Origin of the sequence: Caldimonas brevitalea (assembly GCF_001017435.1) — a bacterium.
GTDB classification, from domain to species: Bacteria; Pseudomonadota; Gammaproteobacteria; order Burkholderiales; family Burkholderiaceae_C; genus Caldimonas; species Caldimonas brevitalea.
In genome coordinates this window covers 5102517-5120487 of the sequence record NZ_CP011371.1, presented here as the reverse complement: position 1 = coordinate 5120487, position 17971 = coordinate 5102517, and the positions used below count along the sequence as shown (strand labels likewise).

Below are 17971 nucleotides of genomic sequence, written 5' to 3'. Positions count from 1 at the left end.
GCCCCGATAAGCGGCCGAAAGGCGGGCTAATCGACGGCCGGCGCGGCGCGCCCGTGGGCGGCATCAGGCGTAGAGGTCGAGGCGCCCCTGCGCGGCGCGCCGGGGGGCGGTGGCGGCGCGCGCACCGGGCTCGGCGACGCCAGCCGTTGCACCCGTGCCGGTGCGGCCGTCCGACGGTTGCTGCCCGTTGTGGCTGTCCGATTGCGCCGACGGCTGGTGCTGCTGCGAGACACCGCCGCCGGTCAGCGTGAAGCCGGCGCTTTGCAGCGACGCGGCCAGCTGGGCCAGGCTGGCCTCGAGCGCCGCACGCGTGCTCGCCTGGCTGGCGGCGAAGTCGACCTGGGCCTGCTGTCCCTGCAGCGCGATCTGCACCGTCACGGGGCCCATCTCGACCGGGTTCAGCATCAGCTTGGCCTGCTGCACACCGTCGCGCACCAGGTAGCTGATCTGGTTGGCCAAGGCCTCGGGGAACTCGGGCGACTGGACCGGCACCGCGACACTCGCCTGCGCCTCGGCCGACGGCGTGGCCACCGGGTTGGACAGGCTGGTGGTGGCCAGCTGGCCGGGCAGCAGCGTGGCGGTCTGGAGGTTCGCGGCAGGCGCGGTCACTTCGGCTGTTCCGCTGGCGTCGCCGCCGAGCCCCTGGGTCTCGAGTTGCGCGTCCAGTTGGGCCTGGAACGCCGGCTGCTCCTCGCTCTCCACGGCGCCTTGCGTCGGTGCGTCGGCTTCCAACGCGGCCGTCGCCTTGTCGAGCGTCGCGCGGTCGGCGGCCTTGCCGAGTTCGGCGGAGGCCCCGTCGAGCGCGGCCTCACCGGCGAGGTTTTCAGTCAACTCGCCTGCGCCTGCCTTCGGCTCGGGCGGCACCCATCCCAGACCGCTCAGGTCGGTCCCTGACGGCGCGTGCTCGGTCTCGCGCGTGTCGCGCGCCGCCTCCGACGCCTCCGAGCGCTCGGCGCCACCGCTGGCCGCCGGCTCGCCTTCGCGGGGAGCGGGCGTGGCCGCTTCGCTCATGTTCGTCAGGCTGTCCGGCTCGCCGGCGGCGCCCGGCAGCGCGGGGCGTTGCGCAGCGGCGGCGGCCGGTGGCGTCGACCGGTTGGACGCGGCCGCCTTGGCTTCCGCCTGGGCGGTGCTGCGCGCGCGCTCGGTTTGCTGCTGGTTTTGTTCGCGTGCCTGCTGCAACAGGTTGGAGAAGCCGGCGGTCGGCGCAGCCGCGCCGCGCCCAGCCGGACCACCTGCACCGGCGCCCAGAGCGGGAGCGGTGCTGTTGCTGCTGCCGGGCATGGGGCTCAACAGGTGCGTGGTGAAGAGCATGGGGTCGGGGTTTTGTCAGGTGGAGGGGGCGTCGAGAGCGGCGTTCGGTCGGTCGATCGATCAGGCCAGCGCCAGGCCGGAGGGCGTGCCCGCGTCGCTACCGCTACCGCTGCCGCTGCCGCTGCGCTGGCTCCACGCCACGCGGGCGGCCTGCTCGTCGGTGGCCTTCTGGTCGCGCCGCTGCTGGGTCATCGCCTGCTCGGCGACGCGCCGCTCGATCAGCTTTCGGATCGACGCGACGCGCATCTCGCGCTCGGCCAACACGCCGCGGGCCCACTCGACCTGCCGGCGACCTTGTTCGACCGCGCCTTGCTGTTGCTCGATGGCCTGGTTGATGCGGCCGACGAAGTCCTGATAGCAGCGCAGGATGTCCATCGTGCCCTGGCGCTTGAACTGTTCACCCCAGCGTTGTTGGTACTCGCGCCGGTAGTCTTCCAGCTGGGTGGCCTGCCGTTCGGCGTTTTCCAGCTGGGCGGCGGCCCGCTGGCAGGTCGAGACGGCTTCGTCGCGCTGTTTCTCCGCGTGTTCGAGGGCGAGGGCGAGGGCGTGGTGACGGCTCATGGGGGCTCCTAGCAGGGGGCTCGGTGAGGGTGTTGTGGGTTGTTGTCAGCGGCACTCGTCGTCAGCCGAGGCCCACCGTGGCTTTCATCTGCGCCACGCTGTCCTTCAGCGTGGCACCGTGGTGCATGTCCTGCTGCAGCAGCGCGCGCATGGCCGGGAAGGCGCGCACGGCGGCGTCCAGCTCGGGGTCCTGTCCGGGCGCATAGGCGCCGATCTGCAGCAGGTCGCGGCTGCGGTTGTAGCGGGCGTACATCTGGCGGAAGCGGCGCGCGGCGTCGAGGTGGTCGTGCGACGCGACGTTGTGCATCACCCGCGAGGCCGACTTCTCGACGTCGATCGCGGGGTAGTGGCCGCTTTCCGCCAACTCGCGCGTCAGCACGATGTGGCCGTCGAGGATGGCGCGTGCCGCGTCCGCGATCGGGTCCTGCTGGTCGTCGCCTTCGCTGAGCACGGTGTAGAAGGCCGTGATCGAGCCGACGCCGTTGAGGCCGTTGCCGCTGCGCTCGACGAGCTGCGGCAGCTTGGCGAAACAGCTGGGCGGATAACCTTTGGTCGCGGGCGGCTCGCCGATCGCCAGCGCGATCTCGCGCTGGGCCATGGCGTAGCGGGTCAGCGAGTCCATCAACAGCAGCACATGCTGGCCGCGGTCGCGGAAATGCTCGGCGATCGCGGTGGCATAGCTCGCGCCTTGCATGCGCGTCAGCGGCGGCGCATCGGCCGGCGCGGCCACCACGACCGAACGTGCCAGGCCTTCGGCACCGAGGATGTCCTCGATGAACTCCTTGACTTCACGGCCGCGTTCGCCGATCAGACCCACCACGATGACGTCAGCCTGCGTGTAGCGCGCCATCATGCCCAGCAGCACCGACTTGCCGACGCCGGAGCCGGCGAACAAGCCGATGCGCTGGCCACGGCCGACGGTGAGCATCGAGTTGATCGCCCGCACGCCGGTGTCCAGCGGCAGCCGCACCGGGTCCCGGTCCATCGCATTGATGGGCCGGCGCACCAGCGGCTCGTTGTGCACCGTTTGCAAGGGGCCGCGCCGGTCCATCGGCCGGCCGTGCGAATCGACCACCCGACCGAGCAGGCCGTCGCCCATCGGCAGGTGCAGGCTGCGGTCTTCGCTGCGCCGCCACGGGTGGCTGGCCTGGCCGAGCTTGGGCGGCTGGATCGGGCTGGACATCGGCACCACGCGGGCGCCGCTGGCCAGGCCGTGCACCTCGCCGGTGGGCATCAGGTAGGCGCGGTCGCCGGCGAAGCCGACCACTTCGGCCTGCACGGGCGGCTGGCCTTCCATGCGCACCTCGCACACCGAGCCGACCGGCACGCGGATGCCCGCGGCTTCGAGCACCAGGCCGGCCACCTTGACCAGCGTGCCCTGGGTTTCCAGGGCGAGCGGCGCGTTGGCGAAGGCGCGCAAATCGTTGAGGTACTGCTGCCAGGCCTGCAGCTTGGCCGGGACTGACGTGGTCGTCATGACGCGGCTCCTGCGTCGGCGCCGGCCGCTTCGTCGTTCCATTCGCTGTGCTGGCCGAGCGCTGCCGCGACGTTGCGCCAGCGCGCCTCCACCGACGCATCGACCACGCCGACGTCGGATTCGACGACACAGCCGCCAGGGGTGATCGCCGCGTCGGGCATCAGCCGGGCGTTGCGCGACTCCAGGTCGAGCTGGCCGCGTTCGGTCAGCATCTGGTGGTCGTCCGGGTTCACCAGCACGCGCACATGCCGCGCCGAATGCACCAGCGTGCTGAGCGCTTCTTGCGCCACCGCTTCCACCAACTGCGGCTGGGTGGACAGCTCGGTGCGCACGACCTGGCGCGCGATGTCGGTGGCCAGCTGGGCGAGCGACAGCGCGAGCTGCTGTTCGATACCGTCGAGCTGGGCCTGGAAGGCAGCCGCGATCTGGCCCACCTGGGCGGTGATCTGCGCCGCGTAGCTTTGCTTGAAGTTCTCGAGCGCCGACAGGCCGTCGCGGTAGCCGTCCTTGTAGCCCGACTGGCGCGCTTCGTGCATCTGCGCCTGGATCTCCTCCGGCGTCGGCGGGGCGGGTTCGGCCGGCGCGGCAGGCTGCTCCGGCGGTGCGGGCGGCGCGGGCGGCACCGGGCCGCTTTCGCCTTCTGAGAGCGAGCCGAGCGTCCAGGCCGAGAACGAATGCAGTTCTTCGCGCGGGATGAAGCGGCTCTGCAGCGGCCGCTGCGCGTGGCCTTTAAACGAAGCTGTCATCGCCGCCGGTTCCCAACACGATCTGACCTTCGTCCGCCAGGCGGCGGACGATCTTCAGCATTTCCTTCTGTTCGGCTTCGACTTCGGACAACCGCACCGGACCGCGCGACTCGAGGTCTTCGCGCAGCGTTTCAGCCGCACGGGTGGACATGTTGGCGAACACTTTTTCGCGCAGCTCGGGCGCCGCGCCCTTGAGCGCGATGACCAGCGACTCGGTCTGCACTTCCTTGAGCATCAGCTGCACGCCGCGGTCGTCCACCTTCATCAGGTCGTCGAAGGTGAACATGTTGTCCATGATCTTCTGCGCCAGGTCGCCGTCGCTCTGGCGGATGTAGTCGAGCACCGAGCTTTCGACCGCCGAACCCATCATGTTGATGATTTCGGCCGCGGTCTTGGCTCCACCCAGCGACGCCTTGCGCAGCTTGTCGCCGCCCGCCAGCACCTTGGACAGCACTTCGTTCAGATCTTTCAGCGCCGACGGCTGGATGCCGTCGAGCGTGGCGATGCGGATCATCACCTCGTTGCGCTGGCGTTCGGTGAAGCAGCGCAGCACCTGCGAGCTTTGGTCGAAATCCAGGTGCACCAGGATGGCGGCGACGATCTGCGGATGTTCGTTGCGCAGCAGTTCGGCCACCGAGCTGCCGTCCATCCACTTCAGGCTCTCGATGCCGGTGACGTCACTGCCCTGCAAGATGCGGTCGATCAGCAGGTTGGCCTTGTCCTCGCCCAGCGCCTTGCGCAGCACGGCTTTCACGTACTCGTCGGTGTCGCTGACCAGCATGCTCTGGTCGGCTGCGTCGTCGCCGAAGCGGTTCAACACCTCGTCGACGCGCTCGCGCGAGATCACCTTCATCTTGGCGATGGTCTCGCCCAGACGCTGCACTTCCTTCGGGAGCAGGTGCTTGAAGACCTCGGCGGCTTCTTCCTCGCCGAGGGACATCAAGAGGATTGCGGCGTCCTGCAGGCCGGCTTCATCCATGGTGGTCGTGGTACTCGAAGTAAGGGGCTACTGGTGGGTCGTCGGAGCGGTCGGGCGCGCGGTCACGCCGTGCCTTCCTTGCTGACCCAGTTGCGAACGATGTTGGCGACCGCCGCCGGGTTGTCGCGCGCCAGCTGGCGGGCCGAGTCGAGCCGCTCGCTGGCCATGGGCGTAGCAAGCATCGGCACGCCCGGCTGGGCGCCGTCGGGCAGGGCGGGCAGCACTTCGGCGTCGGCGATGACGGTGTCGAGCTTCTTGGGCTCCGGCGCGGGCGGGGCCACGGCCTTCAGCGCGGGGCGGATCACGCCGAACACGATCACCAGCGCCAGCAGCACCAGGGAGCCCGGGATGGCGGCGGCGCGCAGCAGTTCCAGCGTTTGCGGGTCTTTCCACAACGGCAGGTTCTGCTCGTCGACTTTCTCGACCTGGAACGGCGCGTTCACCACTTTGACCGAGTCGCCGCGCTCCTGGTTGTAGCCCACGGTCTCCTGCACCAGCGTCGTCAGTTTTTGCAGTTCTTCTTCCGACAGCGGTTCGGTGGTGGTCTTGCCTTTGGCGTTGGTGCTGGTGCGGTGGTTGATCACCACCGCGGCATTGACGCGCTTGATCGAGCCGGTGGCGTTGCGCGTCACCCGCACGGTCTTGTCGACTTCGTAGTTGGTGACAGCGTCGCGCTTGGTGTTCGACGGCCCGCCTGGCGCGACATTGCCCGCGGCTTGGAGCTGTTGTGCGGTGCCGTTGATCGGCGCCGTCGCCGGCACCGGCGGCTGGTTGGTGGTGGCGCCCGGCACGCCGGTGGGCATGGCCGCGTTGGGCTGGTTCGATTCGGAGGTTTGCTGGCTGCGCACCGCGGCCGGCTCGTTGCCCTGGTTGGGGCGGAACTGTTCGGAGGTCGATTCGCTTTGCGAGAAGTCGATTTCGGCGGTGACCTGGGCGCGCAGGTTGTCGCGGCCCACCACCGGCTCCAGCAGGTCCATGATGCGGCGGGTGTAGGACGACTCGATCTGCGTGACGTACTGCAGCTGTTTCGCGTCCAGGCTCTGGCCGCCCATGCCGTCGGCGGATTCGGTCAGCAGCGCGCCGCTCTGGTCGATCACGCTGACAGCCTTGGGCGACAGCTCGGGCACGCTGGACGAGACCAGGTGGACGATACCGGCGAGTTGGGCGCGGTCGAGGGTGCGGCCTGGGTAGAGCGTCAGCATCACCGAGGCCGACGGTTTTTGCTGTTCCCGGAAGAAGCCGTTCTGGTTGGGCAGTGCCAGGTGCACGCGGGCGCTCTGCACAGCGGCCATGGCACCGATCGAGCGGGTCAGTTCGCCTTCGAGGCCGCGCTGGAAGGTCAGGCGTTCCTGGAACTGGGTGATGCCGAAGCGGGCGTTGTCCATCAGCTCGAAGCCGACGGTGGAGCCCTTGGGCAGGCCTTGCGACGCGAGTTTCAGGCGCACGTCGTGCACCTTGTCGGCCGGCACCAGGAGGGCCGCGCCGCCGTCGGCGTGCTGGTAGGGCACGTTCATCTGCGACAGCTGGCTGATGATGGCGCCGCCGTCCTTGTCCGACAGGTTGGTGTAGAGCACTTTGTAGTCGGGCTTGTTCGACCACAGCGACAGCGCGACGATGATCGCGAGCAGCGAGGCGATGCCCACACCCGCCGCGATCTTGCTTTTCATCGGCAGGGCCGCGACGCGTCCCGCAAAGCTGGACGGCGCCGCCGCCCCTTCAGGGGCGGGGGCGCCGGGCAGGGCGGCGGGGGTCATGTTCGGCTGCAGGGCGACGGCGTTGTCCACGGCAAGGATTCCGGCAATTCTTCACGTCCTGTGTGGGGTGGGCAGGGCCTTGCCCCATCAGGTCTTGGGAAGCGATTATTCGGAGGAGGAGGGGGTTGCTATGGTTGGAAGAAGGCCGCAAAGGGGCGCCAGTTCCCGGCATTGCGGGGCGGGCCCGAGGCCTAAGATGGCACCACGTCAAACAGGGGCAGCGCGTCCGCCCCTGGCCCTCTTCCTCGTTGGAACCAACGCCATGGATGTCCGCCTCAAACCCTTCAACTTCGAGCAAGCCGTTGCCAAGAGCGGCGTGGTGCTGCCGTCGCAGCGTGGGGGTGTTGGGAAGGCGGAGTCGTCAGGCTCGCAGGTCGGCTTTTCTCAGGCGCTGAACAATGCGCTGAAGTCAGTCAGTCAGGCGCAGGGGAATGCCACGGAGATGCAGCGGCAGGTGCAGTTGGACAATCCGACGGTGTCGCTGGAAGAGACGATGGTGGCGATGCAGAAGGCGCAGATTGGGTTTCAGGCGACGCTGCATGTGAGGAATCGGTTGGTGCAGGCGTATACGGACATCATGAATATGCAGGTGTGAAGGATTTCTCGGTTTTCCCTGCAATCCTGCTTCCTGCTTCCTGCTTCCTGCTTTCCGCTTTCCGCTTTCCGCTTTCCGCTGCTGGGTGGCGTTGTATTCGCCCCTTCGGGGCGATCGCCCTGCGGGCGAGTGCCGGGATGTGCGCCCGGCAGCGCACCTACTTTCTTTGCGTCGCCAAAGAAAGTAGGCAAAGAAAGGCGACCCGAGTGTGGCGCCCCTCGCTGCGCGAGGGGTGCTCTGCGGTGCTCGGGGCTGGGAGGCGGCTGCGGAACTCGCCCTTTTTGAAGAGCGCCTTCGCGCTCTTCAAACGGAGCTCAAACAGTCCTCGCCGACCCCGCGCTGCGCGCGGGGCAACCTCCCAGCCCCTCCGCTCCTCGACGCCACACACGGGAGGGGGAGAGCGTCGGCTCGCTGCGCATCGCCTCCAAGGGCTCTTCTCCTTCGGAGAATTCGCGAGAGGCACGTTGTCGTGGTCCAGTTTTTTCGGACACGCCGATAGGTAAAAACGTGGTTTATAGGGTGGCCGCCATCAATTGCTCGTGAACGACCGGGGAGCGGTAGCCGAGCGTGGAGTGCAAGCGCACGCAGTTGTAAAAGCCGACGATGTAGTCGGCGATGTCAGCCATTGCCTCGGCGTGGTTCGCGTAGTCGCGTAGCCAGACGCGCTCCATCTTCAAGTTGAGGAAAAAGCGCTCGATGACGGCGGTGTCCCAACAGTTGCCTTTGCGGCTCATGCTGCCCAGCAGCCCGTGGCGGGCCAGCAACTCTGTATGGACCTGGCTGGCGTATTGGCTGCCTCTGTCGGTGTGCACGAGCAAGCCCGGCGCAGGTTGGCGGCTTGCGATGGCCATACGCAGGGCCGCACAGACCAGCTGAGCAGACATGTCCGCGGCCATGGCCCAGCCTACGATCTTGCGGGAGAACAGGTCCATCACCGCGGCTAAATACAGCCAGCCGCTGCGCGTTCGAATGTAGGTAATGTCACCCGCCCAAGCCCTGTCCGGCGCCTCAGGCCTGAACCGCCGGGCAAGCACATTGGCTGCAACCGGCAGCTCGTGCCGGCTGTCGGTGGTGTGGACGAACTTGCGCCGCCAGCGGGGGCGCAGTCGGTGGTGCCGCATTAGCGTGCGAGCGCGCTGGCGCCCCACGGCCCATCCCTGAGCCTTCAGCGCGGCGCTGAGCCGACGGCTGCCGTAGCTGCGTCCGCTGGCCTCAAATGCGGCCTTGGCGCACGCGCCCACCGGGCACACCGCGGCGTCTTGGGCTGCGCGGCGGCGCGCCGCGTAGAAGCCCGAGCGGCTGATTCCCAGCAGCCGGCACAGCTGGCTGATGCAGGCCTTCCCCTCCTGCTGCACGATCTGATGAATCACTTCAGTTCGCGGGCGAAGAAGGCCGAGACTTTTTTTAGCAGTTCGTTGTCCGACTGCGCCTGCCGCAGCTCAGCCTCCAACTGCCGTATGCGCTGTTGCTCCGGCGTCAGCGGCCGGCCGATGCCGCTGCCTCCTGCCTGTTCCTCGTCATACTGCGCCACCCAACGCCGCACGGCGCTGTCCACCAGGCTCATGTCGCGGCACACCTGCCCGACACTCAGCCCTTGTTCTCGAATCATCTTCACGACTTGCAGCTTGAATGCCGCGTCGAAGGTTCGCCGGGTCGTCTTGCTCATCTCTGTTTGGTCCTCTTCGGGGTGAATCCCCTATCAAGGTGTCCATCAAGATTGGACCACGACACGTGCGCGACCTCTGCTCTGCGGGCGGCGGACAAGGGCAGCCGCTCGTGAGTCATGAACATGAGAAACAGTGATGTGCAAGGACTATGGGCGTAGACAGGCCAGCGCGGATGTCACCCATGTGCTTGAACACAGCCGCATTCAACCTTCCCGTCACTCTCCCGCAGGGAGAGCAGGCCTTCGAGGCGATGCGCAGCGAGCCGAGCCTCTCCCGCTCCCGTGTGCGGCGGCGAGGAGCGGAGCGACGGGAAGGTTGCCCCGCGCGGAACGCGCGGGGTCGGCGAGGACTGTCTGAGCTCCGTTTGAAGAGCGCGAAGGCGCTCTTCAAAAAGGGCGAGTTCCGCAGCCGCCTTCCCGTCGCGAGCACCGCAGCGGACCCCTTCGCGCAGCGAAGGGGCGCCGCACCCGGGTCGCCTTTCTTTGCCTACTTTCTTTGGCGAAGCAAAGAAAGTAGGTGCGCTGCCGGGCGCACCTCCCGGCACCGCCCGCAAGGGCGCTCGCCCCGCAGGGGCGACAACACGCACCGCAAACCAGCAAACCAGCCAGCCAGAGCGCCCGACCCCACCCCTAAAAGCAAAAAAAAGGGCTCCCCGAAGGGAGCCCGTGCAAGGCACAGCGGACTGTGCTTCTCTCAGGAGGAAACCACGACTAGGAGAAAAACGGAAAACGGTTCATTCAGAAGAAATCGATCCAGATCAATGCTGAGGAATGTGCAAGCCACCCGCGGCCTTGCCCTTGCCCGCCCGCGCCGGCGGGTTGCACATGCCGCACACGAAGTGCTTGGCGATCTCGTGCGGATGCGTCACGAAGTGGCCGCCGCACTTGGAACACTTGGTCATCGTCAGCATGCCGTTGTCGATGAACTTCACCAGCCGCCACGCCCGCGTCACCGACAACAGCGGCTCCAGCCCCTGCGCCTGCGTCTGCTCCAGGTACAACCGGTAGGCCTTGATGATGGTGTCGATCTCGTCGATCTCGGCCACCTTGTTCAGGTATTCGTGAATGTTCAGGAACAGCGAAGCATGGATGTTCGGCTGCCAGGTCATGAACCAGTCGGTCGAGAACGGCAGCTGGCCCTTGGACGGCGACTTGCCCGAGACTTCCTTGTACAAGCGCAGCAGACGCTCGTAGGACATATCGGTCTCCGACTCCAGCACCTGCAAACGAGCACCCAGTTGGATCAGCGTGACGGCACGGTCGATCTGCTTGGCTTCGGTCAGGATGCTCTTGCTGCGCATGGGGGCTGGCTTTCAGTGAGTACGAGGGGCGGGGACGGCGGACGGAGAGGACGGACGGGTCAGCGAAGCTTCACGCGGCTTCGTGGTGGCGCCCGGCCAGCACGATCGCAGCGTGCAGACGCGACGTGGCGTCGTTGGCGGCGCTGCTCTTGCCGTGGCTGGTCAACAAGCCCCACACCAGTTCGTCGTCGAAACGGAAGCGGCACAGCAGCGTGTTGCCCGAGGCGATCTTCATCATCTGCGACGGCGTCAGCACGCTCAGCAGGTCGGCGGTGTCTTCGCTCACGCCCAGGCGGAACAGCGCTTGTTCGCGGTCGCTGCGGATCAGGTTCTGCGCCAGCATCAGGTACGAGAGGTTGGCTTCACGGATCTCGGTGAGGATCTGCTCGACGTTGGTGGTCATCATCTGCTCCTGGTCTCTGCTGCTACTGCTGTTCGAATCGCTTCGTGGAGGTGCAGGACGTTGTGGCCTGCGATGGAATGAATTCTGGGCTTCGGCCCGGTTTCGTAACATCAGCTTGCTTCTGTCCGACCTGTCGCTGCACCTCACGAGCCGTGTCAGGCAACTTCCTACACAACCGCGAAAACCACCCCGCTTTTTTCTCTCAGGTCGGCGGGGCGAGTGCCGAATCGGCCACTGCCCAGCCCCCGAAACACCTTCGAGCGCCAATTCAGGGGCAAACACCACGCTGATCCGGGCTTCACGCTAGGCCGTGGTTTTGATAATCGGCGCCAATACTTTTTTCTCTCTCTCCCCGAGGCCCGCCCCGATGAACCGCCCCCTGGTCAGCTTCTGCGTCCCCACCTACAACCGCAGCCGGTATCTCGAATCGCTGCTGGACATGCTGGTGACCCAGTTGGCCGAATTCCCCTATTCGTACGAGGTCTTCATCTCGGACAATGCCTCGACCGACACCACCCCTGAGGTGGTCGAGTCGTTCCGCGACCGGCTGCCGATCCGCTACACCCGCCATGACGACAACCGGGGCGGCCCCGGCAACTGGCAATACGTGATGTCGCAGGCCCGGGGCACCTACCTGATCTATCTGGCCGACGACGACGCGGTGCTGGGAGACCGCGTCGCCGACGTCATCGCCCGTCTCGAGCAAAACCCCGACGTCGGCATTGCCTATGCGCCGTGGATGCTGTACGACCTGGTTTCGGGCGAGCCCAAAGGGCAGTTCTACCGGCAGGACCGCGACGTGCGCATCGAGCGCGGCGACCAGCGGGCGCTGCTCGACGCCTTGCTGCGCCACGCGGTGTTCCCCGAGATCTATGTCTGCCGCCGCGAACTGCTGGCCCAGGTGAAGCCACGCATCCACGAGCAAGCCTTCTACGCCTTCGTGCATGCATCCGAATTTCTCGAACGCGCCGGCGTGCTGCTGCTGAAAGACCCGTTCTACGTCTCGATCACGCGCTATTTCGCCGACGCGCCCCAGCGTACGCAGGCGGGCGGCGAGGAGGCCGAGTACGCCTGGGACCGCTACCGCGGCGGCCTGGAGTACATCCTCGCGCGTGCCTGCGCGACCACGGCCGCGATGGGAGAGGCCGAACGTATCGGCTTTTCGCTGCGCATCCAGGACCTGATCGCCCAACGTATCTCCGTCGCGGTGCGGCTGCGCCACCGGGCCGGCCGCAACGCCGTCGAGACCTATTACCTGGCCTCGCGCCTGCGCGCCCTGGGCGCCCAGAAGCTGCTGCCGGTGCCGATGGAAACGCTGCGCGCTCGCGCCGCGATGGACTTCCTGCTGCACGACACCGAACTCAACCGCGGCGTCGGAGCGCTCGCCTTTGCCGGTGAGGTCGAACCGGCGCTGCGCGAGTATGTCGAGGCGCACGCGCCGCGGCCATTGCACTTCCTGGGCCGTGGCGCCCAGCTGGGCGAGCTGCGCGACACGCTGGTGCTGGCGCGGGGTGCCTACACGCCCGACGTGCCGGCGGACGCGCTGCAGGCCGCCAACGTGCGGGTCGTCGCGGAAGCGGAGTTGATGCAGAAGTTTCCGGGCTGACGGACGGACGTCCGCCACCCGCAGGCAGCGCCCGCAAGCGCGGGGCGGCCTGCAGGGCCGGCGCGCGAAGGCGCCGGCCGTCGCTTGCGGTGGCCGGCCTCAGCGCACCCGCTTCAGATAGCCGTCCGGCGCGACGGTCACCAGCAGTTTGGCCTGCAGGTCGGCGTCGATCTCGAAACGCGGATCGCGTTTGAGGTACTCCCAGACGGCAGTCTTCGGGTTGTTGCCCACGTCCCAGGGACGGTTCGGGTACAAGGCCGGCGGCAGGTCCTCGACCACCGTGTCGTACACCACGCAATAGCTGCCCACGCTCACCAGCCCGGCGTAAGCGTCCAGCTCGGCCAGCACATGGTCGTGCGTGTGGTTGGAGTCGAGCACGACCATCACGCTGCGCGCGCCTTCGGCCTCGCGCTTCACTTGCGCGACGATGTCGGGCGCAATGCTCGACCCCTCGATCAGCGAGATGCGCTTTTTCATCGGGTGGGCTTCGAGTGCGGCCCGGTTGTGCGGGCGGATCTCGATGTCGATGCCGAGCACCCGGCCCTTGCCGATCAACTCCAGCAGCGAGGCGTAGTACACCAGCGAGCCGCCGTGGGCAATGCCGGTCTCGATGATCAGGTCGGGCTGTACCGACCAGATCAGCTCCTGCATCGCCATCATGTCCTGCGGGTACTGGATGATGGGCCGGCCCATCCAGCTGAAGTTGTACGAGTAGCGGTGTTTCAGCGTGTCGCGCAACCAGATGCGCGACAGGTCCTGCATGTCGCGGTCCTGCTTCAGGCCCTCGATGTTGCTTTGCACCTCCTGGCGAAACTGCTCAATGGGGTCGTCCATGACCTGGCTTCCTTTCTTCAGAGCTGGCTTTCCTGGCGATCGGGCGGGCCGGAGAGCCGACCACCGTGGCCCCCGCCGGCACGTCGCGCGTGACGACGGCGCCGGCCCCGACCACGGCATCCGCGCCGATGCGCAAGCGCGGCAACACCACCGCGCCGGTACCGATGAACACCCGGTCGCCCACCGTCACCTCGCCGGCCAGCCGCGCGCCGGGGCCGATGTGCACACCGTCGCCGAGCTGGCAATCGTGGTCGACCGACGCCGCCGTGTTGACGATCACCCCCCGTCCCAGCCGCACATGGCTGCAGACGCTGGACTGCGCCAGCACCTGGCAGCCCTGGCCGATCCAGGCGTCGACGGCGACGAATGCGGTGCGGTGCACGATGGTCGCCGCCCGCAAACCATGGTTGAGTAGCAGATCCATCAGCGCGATGCGCTCGGCGCCGTGTCCGCCGCCGACCGCCACCGCAAACCACAACGACAGCCGCGGGTCGCGTGCCTCGAGCCATTGCTTCAAGCCGTCTTCGCCCAGCAGCACCGGCACACCGGGCAGCGGCGGCGGCACCTGGCGGTTGTCGACCAGCGCCACCAGGCGCAGCGGCGAGCCGTGCAAGGCTTCGTCGAGCACCTTGGCCTGGCCGGTGGCGCCCCAAAACAATATGTCCTGCTTCATCATCTCTCGTTCAGGCCCGGACATGGCGCTCCACCACCGCGCACACGCGGTCGATCTCGGGCTCGCCCAGGTCGTGGTAACTCGGCAGGTTGCACGCCCGCCCATAGAGGCCGTAGCTCACGGTGTTGGCCGGGCAAGGCTCGAACATCGGCAGCATGCTCAGCGGCCAGAAGAACACCCGGCCGTCGATGTGCTGGGCCTTGAAGTCGGCCAGCAGCGCCTCGCGGTCGAACGCCACCCCTTCGTCCACGACGATGCTGGGCATCCAGTAGCCGTTGTAGGTGCCATCGGGCTGCGGGTTCATCCGCAAGGGCAGGTGCGACAGCCGCTCTGCATAGGCATGGAAGACCGCGCGTTTCGCCGCGATCAACTCGTCCAACCGTTCGACCTGCGCACAGCCCACCGCCGCCTGCAAATTGCTCATCTTGTACTTGAAGCCGAGCATGTCGGGCCAGAATTGGCGCGGCTGGCTGGACGAGCGGCCGTGGTTGCTGAGGCACAGCACACGTTCGTAAAGCGCTTCGTCGTGGGTCACGAACATGCCGCCTTCACCGGTGGTCATGGTCTTGGTGCCATGGAACGAGAAGGTGCCGAAAGTGCCCATCGAGCCGGCGCGGCGCATCAGCCAGCGCGAGCCGATCGCCTCGGCGGCGTCTTCGACGATGGGGATGCCGTGGCGGTGGCCGATGGCGAGCAGGGCCACCATGTCGCACAGGTTGCCGTACAGGTGGGTGGCGATGATCGCCTTGGTGCGCGGCGTGATGGCAGCCTCGACCTTGACCGGATCGATGCACCAGGTGTCGGGCAGAACGTCGACGAACACCGGTTTGGCACCCAGGTGGCACACCGGCGCCACCGTCGCGATCCAGTTGATGTCGGCCAGGATCACCTCGTCGCCGGCCCCGATGCCCAGCGCTGCCAGGCCCATGTGCATCGCCCCGGTGCAGCTGGACGTCGCGATCGCATGGGGCACCCCCAGGTGGGCCGCGAAACCGGCTTCGAAACGGTGGATGTACTCGTAGCAACGTTCACCCCAGCCGTTGCGGGCCGCGTCGGTGACGTATTCGACCTCCAGCTCGGTGATCGACGGCTTGGTGTAGTGGATGCGGTTCATGTCAACTGCAGGTGGGGCACGGCGGTCGCGACACGACCGCCCCAGGTAGCGATGTAGCCGAGCTGGGCGACGATCTCGTCGCGCAGATTCCACGGCAGGATCAGCACCACGTCGGGCCGGTGCTCGCGCAGGTGCGACTCGGCCACCACCGGGATGCGCGAGCCCGGCAGGTAGCGGCCTTGCTTGTGGGGCGACGCATCGACCACATAGGGCAGCAGATCGGGCCGTACGCCGGCGTAGTTGAGCAAGGTGTTGCCCTTGGCGGCGGCGCCGTATGCCGCCACGCGGCGGCCGGCTCGCTTCTGCTCGATCAGGAAGGCGAGCAAGTCGTTCTTGATGCGGTCGGCCTGCGCCTGCAGGCCGCGGTAGAACGCGGGCTGCAGCATGCCGGCATCGGTTTCGCGCTGCAGCATGGCCGCCACCGACGCACCGACCGGCCGGCTGTGGTCGCGGTGCTGCGCCCACACGCGCAACGAGCCGCCGTGGGTGGACAAGTCTTCGACGTCCCACACGGTGAGCCCGTGCGCGGCAAAGATGCGCTGCACGGTGTGGAAGGACAAGTACGAGAAATGCTCGTGATAGACAGTGTCGAACTGGCACTGTTGCACGAGTTGCAACAGATGTGGAAATTCGACGGTGACCGTGCCGCCGGGTGCCAACACGTCGCGCAGGCCGGCGACAAAGTCGTTGATGTTGGGCACATGGGCGAGCACGTTGTTGCCCAGCACCAGGTCCACGCGGCGGCGCTCGGCCGCGAAGCGCTGCGCGAAGGCCGCACCGAAAAACTCGCCGATCGTCTCGATGCCCTTGCCGCGCGCGACGTCGGCGGTGCTCGCCGTCGGCTCGACGCCGACGCAAGGGATGCCGCGCTCCTGCACGTATTGCAGCAAATACCCGTCGTTCGACGCGACTTCCATCACCAGCGAGTTCGGGCCCAGGCCCAGCCGCTGCGTCGCCTGCTCGACATAGGCGCGCGCATGGGCGAGCCAGCTGCGCGAGTACGACGAGAAGTAGACATAGTCATTGGAGAACAAGGCGTCGTGGCGCTGCACCTCGTCCACCTGCACCAGGTGGCAGGCCGCGCAGGTGTAGACCTTGAGCGGGAAGTAGGTCTCCGGCTGCGCCAGGTCTTCCGGCCGTAGAAAGGCATTGGACGGCGGGGCCGCACCGAGGTCGATGAAGACGTCGTGCAGCGCGGCCTGGCAGTGGCGGCACTTCAAGACAAGGCTCCTTCCTGGCACTGGCGTGTCCACTCGGCCAACGACGGCAGGGCGGCGTCGCGCGGCGACAGCAGGGCCGCCGGCAGCGGCCAGGCGATGGCGAGGTCGCGGTCGTCGTGGCGCACGCCGGCTTCGCTGCCGGGCGCATGCGGTGCCGTGTGCTGGTACAGCAGGTGAGCGTCGTCATCGAGGGCCTGAAAACCGTGGGCGCAACCCTCGGGAATGAAGACCTGCACACCGTTGTGCTCGGACAACTCCACCGCGTGCCAGCGGCCATAAGTGGGCGAGTGCGGTCGCAGGTCGACCGCGACGTCGTAGACGCGGCCGCGCAGGCAGCGGATCAGCTTGGCCTCGGCATGAGGGGCGCGCTGCAGATGCAATCCGCGCACGGTGCCACGGCGGGCGGTGACCGAGTGGTTCACCTGGACAAAACGGAGGTCGGGTCGGATGCGGGCGCAGTCTGCGGCGCAAAACACACGTGCGAAACTGCCGCGCTCGTCGCAGCGTGCCTGCGTGTGCACCACCCACATGCCGGGCAGCGGCGCCGGCCTCAGGTCCATCGTCATCGGCTCGCCCACTCCAGGCCGGCGCGCCGGGCGTCGGCCACGTACTGCTGAAGATCGTGGCAGGTCGCGACCCGGCCGCTGTCGTGCCAGCCGCGGTACCACGCGGCGGTACGCGCAAGCATCGTGCCGGCCTCCCACACCGGGCGCCAGCCGAGGCGGTCATGCGCCTTGCGGCAGTCGAGATGCAGCAGGGCGGCCTCGTGCGGCTGCGGGGCGCTGTCGAGTTGATGCTGCACAGCAGGCCATGCGTCTGCGAAGCGGGATACGACCTCGCCGACGCTCAGATGCCCCTCGGCATCGGGTCCGAAGTTCCAGGCCTCGGCGCAGGCGGCGGGATCGGCCAGCAGCCGCTGGCCCAGCAGCAGATAGCCCGACAGCGGCTCCAGCACATGCTGCCACGGGCGGGTGGCGCCCGGATGGCGGATGGCGGTGACGCGGCCTTGCATCGCGGCGCGCGCCAGGTCCGGGATCAGCCGGTCCTCCGACCAGTCGCCGCCGCCGATCACGTTGCCGGCGCGCGCGGTGGCCAGCGCCACCGCATGGCCGCGGCCCTCATCCTGCGCCAGAAAGCTGGCGCGGTAGCTCGCCGAGACGATCTCGGCGCAGGCTTTCGAGGCGCTGTAGGGGTCGTGGCCGCCGAGGGCGTCGCCCTCCTGGTAGCCGCGCGGCGTGTTGAGGTTCTGGTAGCACTTGTCGGTGGTGGCGTTGACGACGACACGCACGCTCGGCATCGCCCGCACCGCTTCCAGCAAGTTCACGAGCCCCATCACATTGGTGTCGAAGGTCGCCCGCGGCTCGCGGTAGCTGCGCCGCACCAGCGGCTGTGCCGCCAGGTGGAACACCACCTCGGGCTCGAAGCGGCGCACCGCGTCGGTGACCGCCGCGGCGTCGCGCAAATCGACCAGGGCCTCCTCGAGTTGCAAGCCCAGCAGCGGCAGGTGCGCCGGCTCGGCATCGGGCGGCAAGGCCAGCCCGAACACGCGCGCGCCCATCGCATGGAGCCAATAGGCCAGCCAAGAGCCCTTGAAGCCGGTATGGCCGGTGACCAGCACGCGGCGGCCGGCGTAGACGTTGCCGAACAAGCCGCCCAGCCAGGGAATGCTCATGGGTTGGCCTCCTGCGGCGCGCGCCCCTTCGGGCGGCCGGGCGGGGGTCAGTGGATAAC

The 17971-nt window shown here is 67.7% G+C and carries 17 protein-coding genes; 2 read left to right on the top strand and 15 right to left on the bottom strand.

Translation table 11 applies throughout. The annotated features are described in order from the left end of the window. Positions 1 to 63: 63 nt before the first annotated feature. From AAW51_RS21530 to fliF, 6 genes are all read right to left on the bottom strand, one after another. Positions 64 to 1311, bottom strand: coding sequence for a flagellar hook-length control protein FliK (locus tag AAW51_RS21530; RefSeq protein ID WP_047196244.1), 1248 nt, complete (start codon positions 1309 to 1311; stop codon positions 64 to 66). A 60-nt stretch (positions 1312 to 1371) separates the two neighbouring features. Beyond that, entirely contained in the window at positions 1372 to 1872 is a 501-nt protein-coding gene (fliJ, locus tag AAW51_RS21525; protein WP_083438492.1) for a flagellar export protein FliJ, read from the bottom strand. 61 nt (positions 1873 to 1933) lie between these two features. Then, positions 1934 to 3349: a flagellar protein export ATPase FliI gene (gene fliI, locus AAW51_RS21520; RefSeq protein ID WP_047196243.1), complete on the bottom strand. Its 1416-nt coding sequence runs from the start codon at positions 3347 to 3349 to the stop codon at positions 1934 to 1936. After that, positions 3346 to 4095: a FliH/SctL family protein gene (locus tag AAW51_RS21515; protein WP_047196242.1), complete on the bottom strand. Its 750-nt coding sequence runs from the start codon at positions 4093 to 4095 to the stop codon at positions 3346 to 3348. Before AAW51_RS21515 ends, fliI begins: the two co-directional genes overlap by 4 nt. Beyond that, positions 4079 to 5074 carry a flagellar motor switch protein FliG gene (gene fliG / locus AAW51_RS21510; protein WP_047196241.1) on the bottom strand — a complete coding sequence of 332 codons (996 nt, stop codon included), beginning with the start codon at positions 5072 to 5074 and terminating at the stop codon, positions 4079 to 4081. Before fliG ends, AAW51_RS21515 begins: the two co-directional genes overlap by 17 nt. Before the next feature lie 62 nt (positions 5075 to 5136). Further along, on the bottom strand, positions 5137 to 6828 hold the full coding sequence (fliF, locus tag AAW51_RS21505; RefSeq protein ID WP_157360000.1) for a flagellar basal-body MS-ring/collar protein FliF: 1692 nt from the start codon (positions 6826 to 6828) through the stop codon (positions 5137 to 5139). 262 nt (positions 6829 to 7090) lie between these two features. Between fliF and fliE the strand changes: the two genes are divergently transcribed. After that, positions 7091 to 7423, top strand: coding sequence for a flagellar hook-basal body complex protein FliE (gene fliE, locus AAW51_RS21500; RefSeq protein WP_083438491.1), 333 nt, complete (start codon positions 7091 to 7093; stop codon positions 7421 to 7423). Positions 7424 to 7935: 512 nt separating this feature from the next. Here fliE and AAW51_RS21495 read toward each other — a convergent pair. From AAW51_RS21495 to flhD, 3 genes are all read right to left on the bottom strand, one after another. After that, positions 7936 to 9089 (bottom strand): IS3 family transposase gene (locus tag AAW51_RS21495; RefSeq protein ID WP_157359999.1). Its coding sequence is split into 2 segments (ribosomal slippage): positions 7936 to 8831 and positions 8831 to 9089, totalling 1155 coding nucleotides; the frame shifts between segments, so codons are not numbered across the junction. 758 nt (positions 9090 to 9847) lie between these two features. Continuing rightward, complete coding sequence (gene flhC / locus AAW51_RS21485) at positions 9848 to 10390, bottom strand: flagellar transcriptional regulator FlhC (protein WP_047196237.1); 543 nt, start codon at positions 10388 to 10390, stop codon at positions 9848 to 9850. 70 nt (positions 10391 to 10460) lie between these two features. Next, positions 10461 to 10793, bottom strand: a complete 333-nt coding sequence (flhD, locus tag AAW51_RS21480; RefSeq protein ID WP_047198149.1) for a flagellar transcriptional regulator FlhD — start codon at positions 10791 to 10793, stop codon at positions 10461 to 10463. A 367-nt stretch (positions 10794 to 11160) separates the two neighbouring features. Here flhD and AAW51_RS21475 point away from each other — a divergent pair, with 367 nt between their 5' ends. After that, positions 11161 to 12399, top strand: coding sequence for a glycosyltransferase family 2 protein (locus AAW51_RS21475; protein WP_053013835.1), 1239 nt, complete (start codon positions 11161 to 11163; stop codon positions 12397 to 12399). 99 nt (positions 12400 to 12498) lie between these two features. Here the strand turns inward: AAW51_RS21475 and AAW51_RS21470 are convergent, their stop codons facing one another. From AAW51_RS21470 to rfbG, 6 genes are read right to left on the bottom strand one after another with little or no spacing between them, the layout of a single operon-like run. Continuing rightward, entirely contained in the window at positions 12499 to 13233 is a 735-nt protein-coding gene (locus tag AAW51_RS21470) for a cephalosporin hydroxylase family protein (RefSeq protein WP_047196236.1), read from the bottom strand. Further along, positions 13217 to 13909: an acetyltransferase gene (locus AAW51_RS21465; RefSeq protein ID WP_238947662.1), complete on the bottom strand. Its 693-nt coding sequence runs from the start codon at positions 13907 to 13909 to the stop codon at positions 13217 to 13219. Before AAW51_RS21465 ends, AAW51_RS21470 begins: the two co-directional genes overlap by 17 nt. A gap of 7 nt (positions 13910 to 13916) precedes the next feature. Further along, positions 13917 to 15020: a DegT/DnrJ/EryC1/StrS family aminotransferase gene (locus tag AAW51_RS21460; RefSeq protein WP_047196235.1), complete on the bottom strand. Its 1104-nt coding sequence runs from the start codon at positions 15018 to 15020 to the stop codon at positions 13917 to 13919. Continuing rightward, entirely contained in the window at positions 15017 to 16240 is a 1224-nt protein-coding gene (locus AAW51_RS21455) for a class I SAM-dependent methyltransferase (RefSeq protein ID WP_047196234.1), read from the bottom strand. The genes AAW51_RS21460 and AAW51_RS21455 overlap by 4 nt, the downstream gene beginning before the upstream one ends. Then, positions 16237 to 16806 carry a dTDP-4-dehydrorhamnose 3,5-epimerase gene (gene rfbC, locus AAW51_RS21450; RefSeq protein ID WP_238947661.1) on the bottom strand — a complete coding sequence of 190 codons (570 nt, stop codon included), beginning with the start codon at positions 16804 to 16806 and terminating at the stop codon, positions 16237 to 16239. The genes AAW51_RS21455 and rfbC overlap by 4 nt, the downstream gene beginning before the upstream one ends. Next, positions 16803 to 17912, bottom strand: coding sequence for a CDP-glucose 4,6-dehydratase (gene rfbG, locus AAW51_RS21445; protein ID WP_047196232.1), 1110 nt, complete (start codon positions 17910 to 17912; stop codon positions 16803 to 16805). Before rfbG ends, rfbC begins: the two co-directional genes overlap by 4 nt. Between the last annotated feature and the right edge of the window lie 59 nt (positions 17913 to 17971).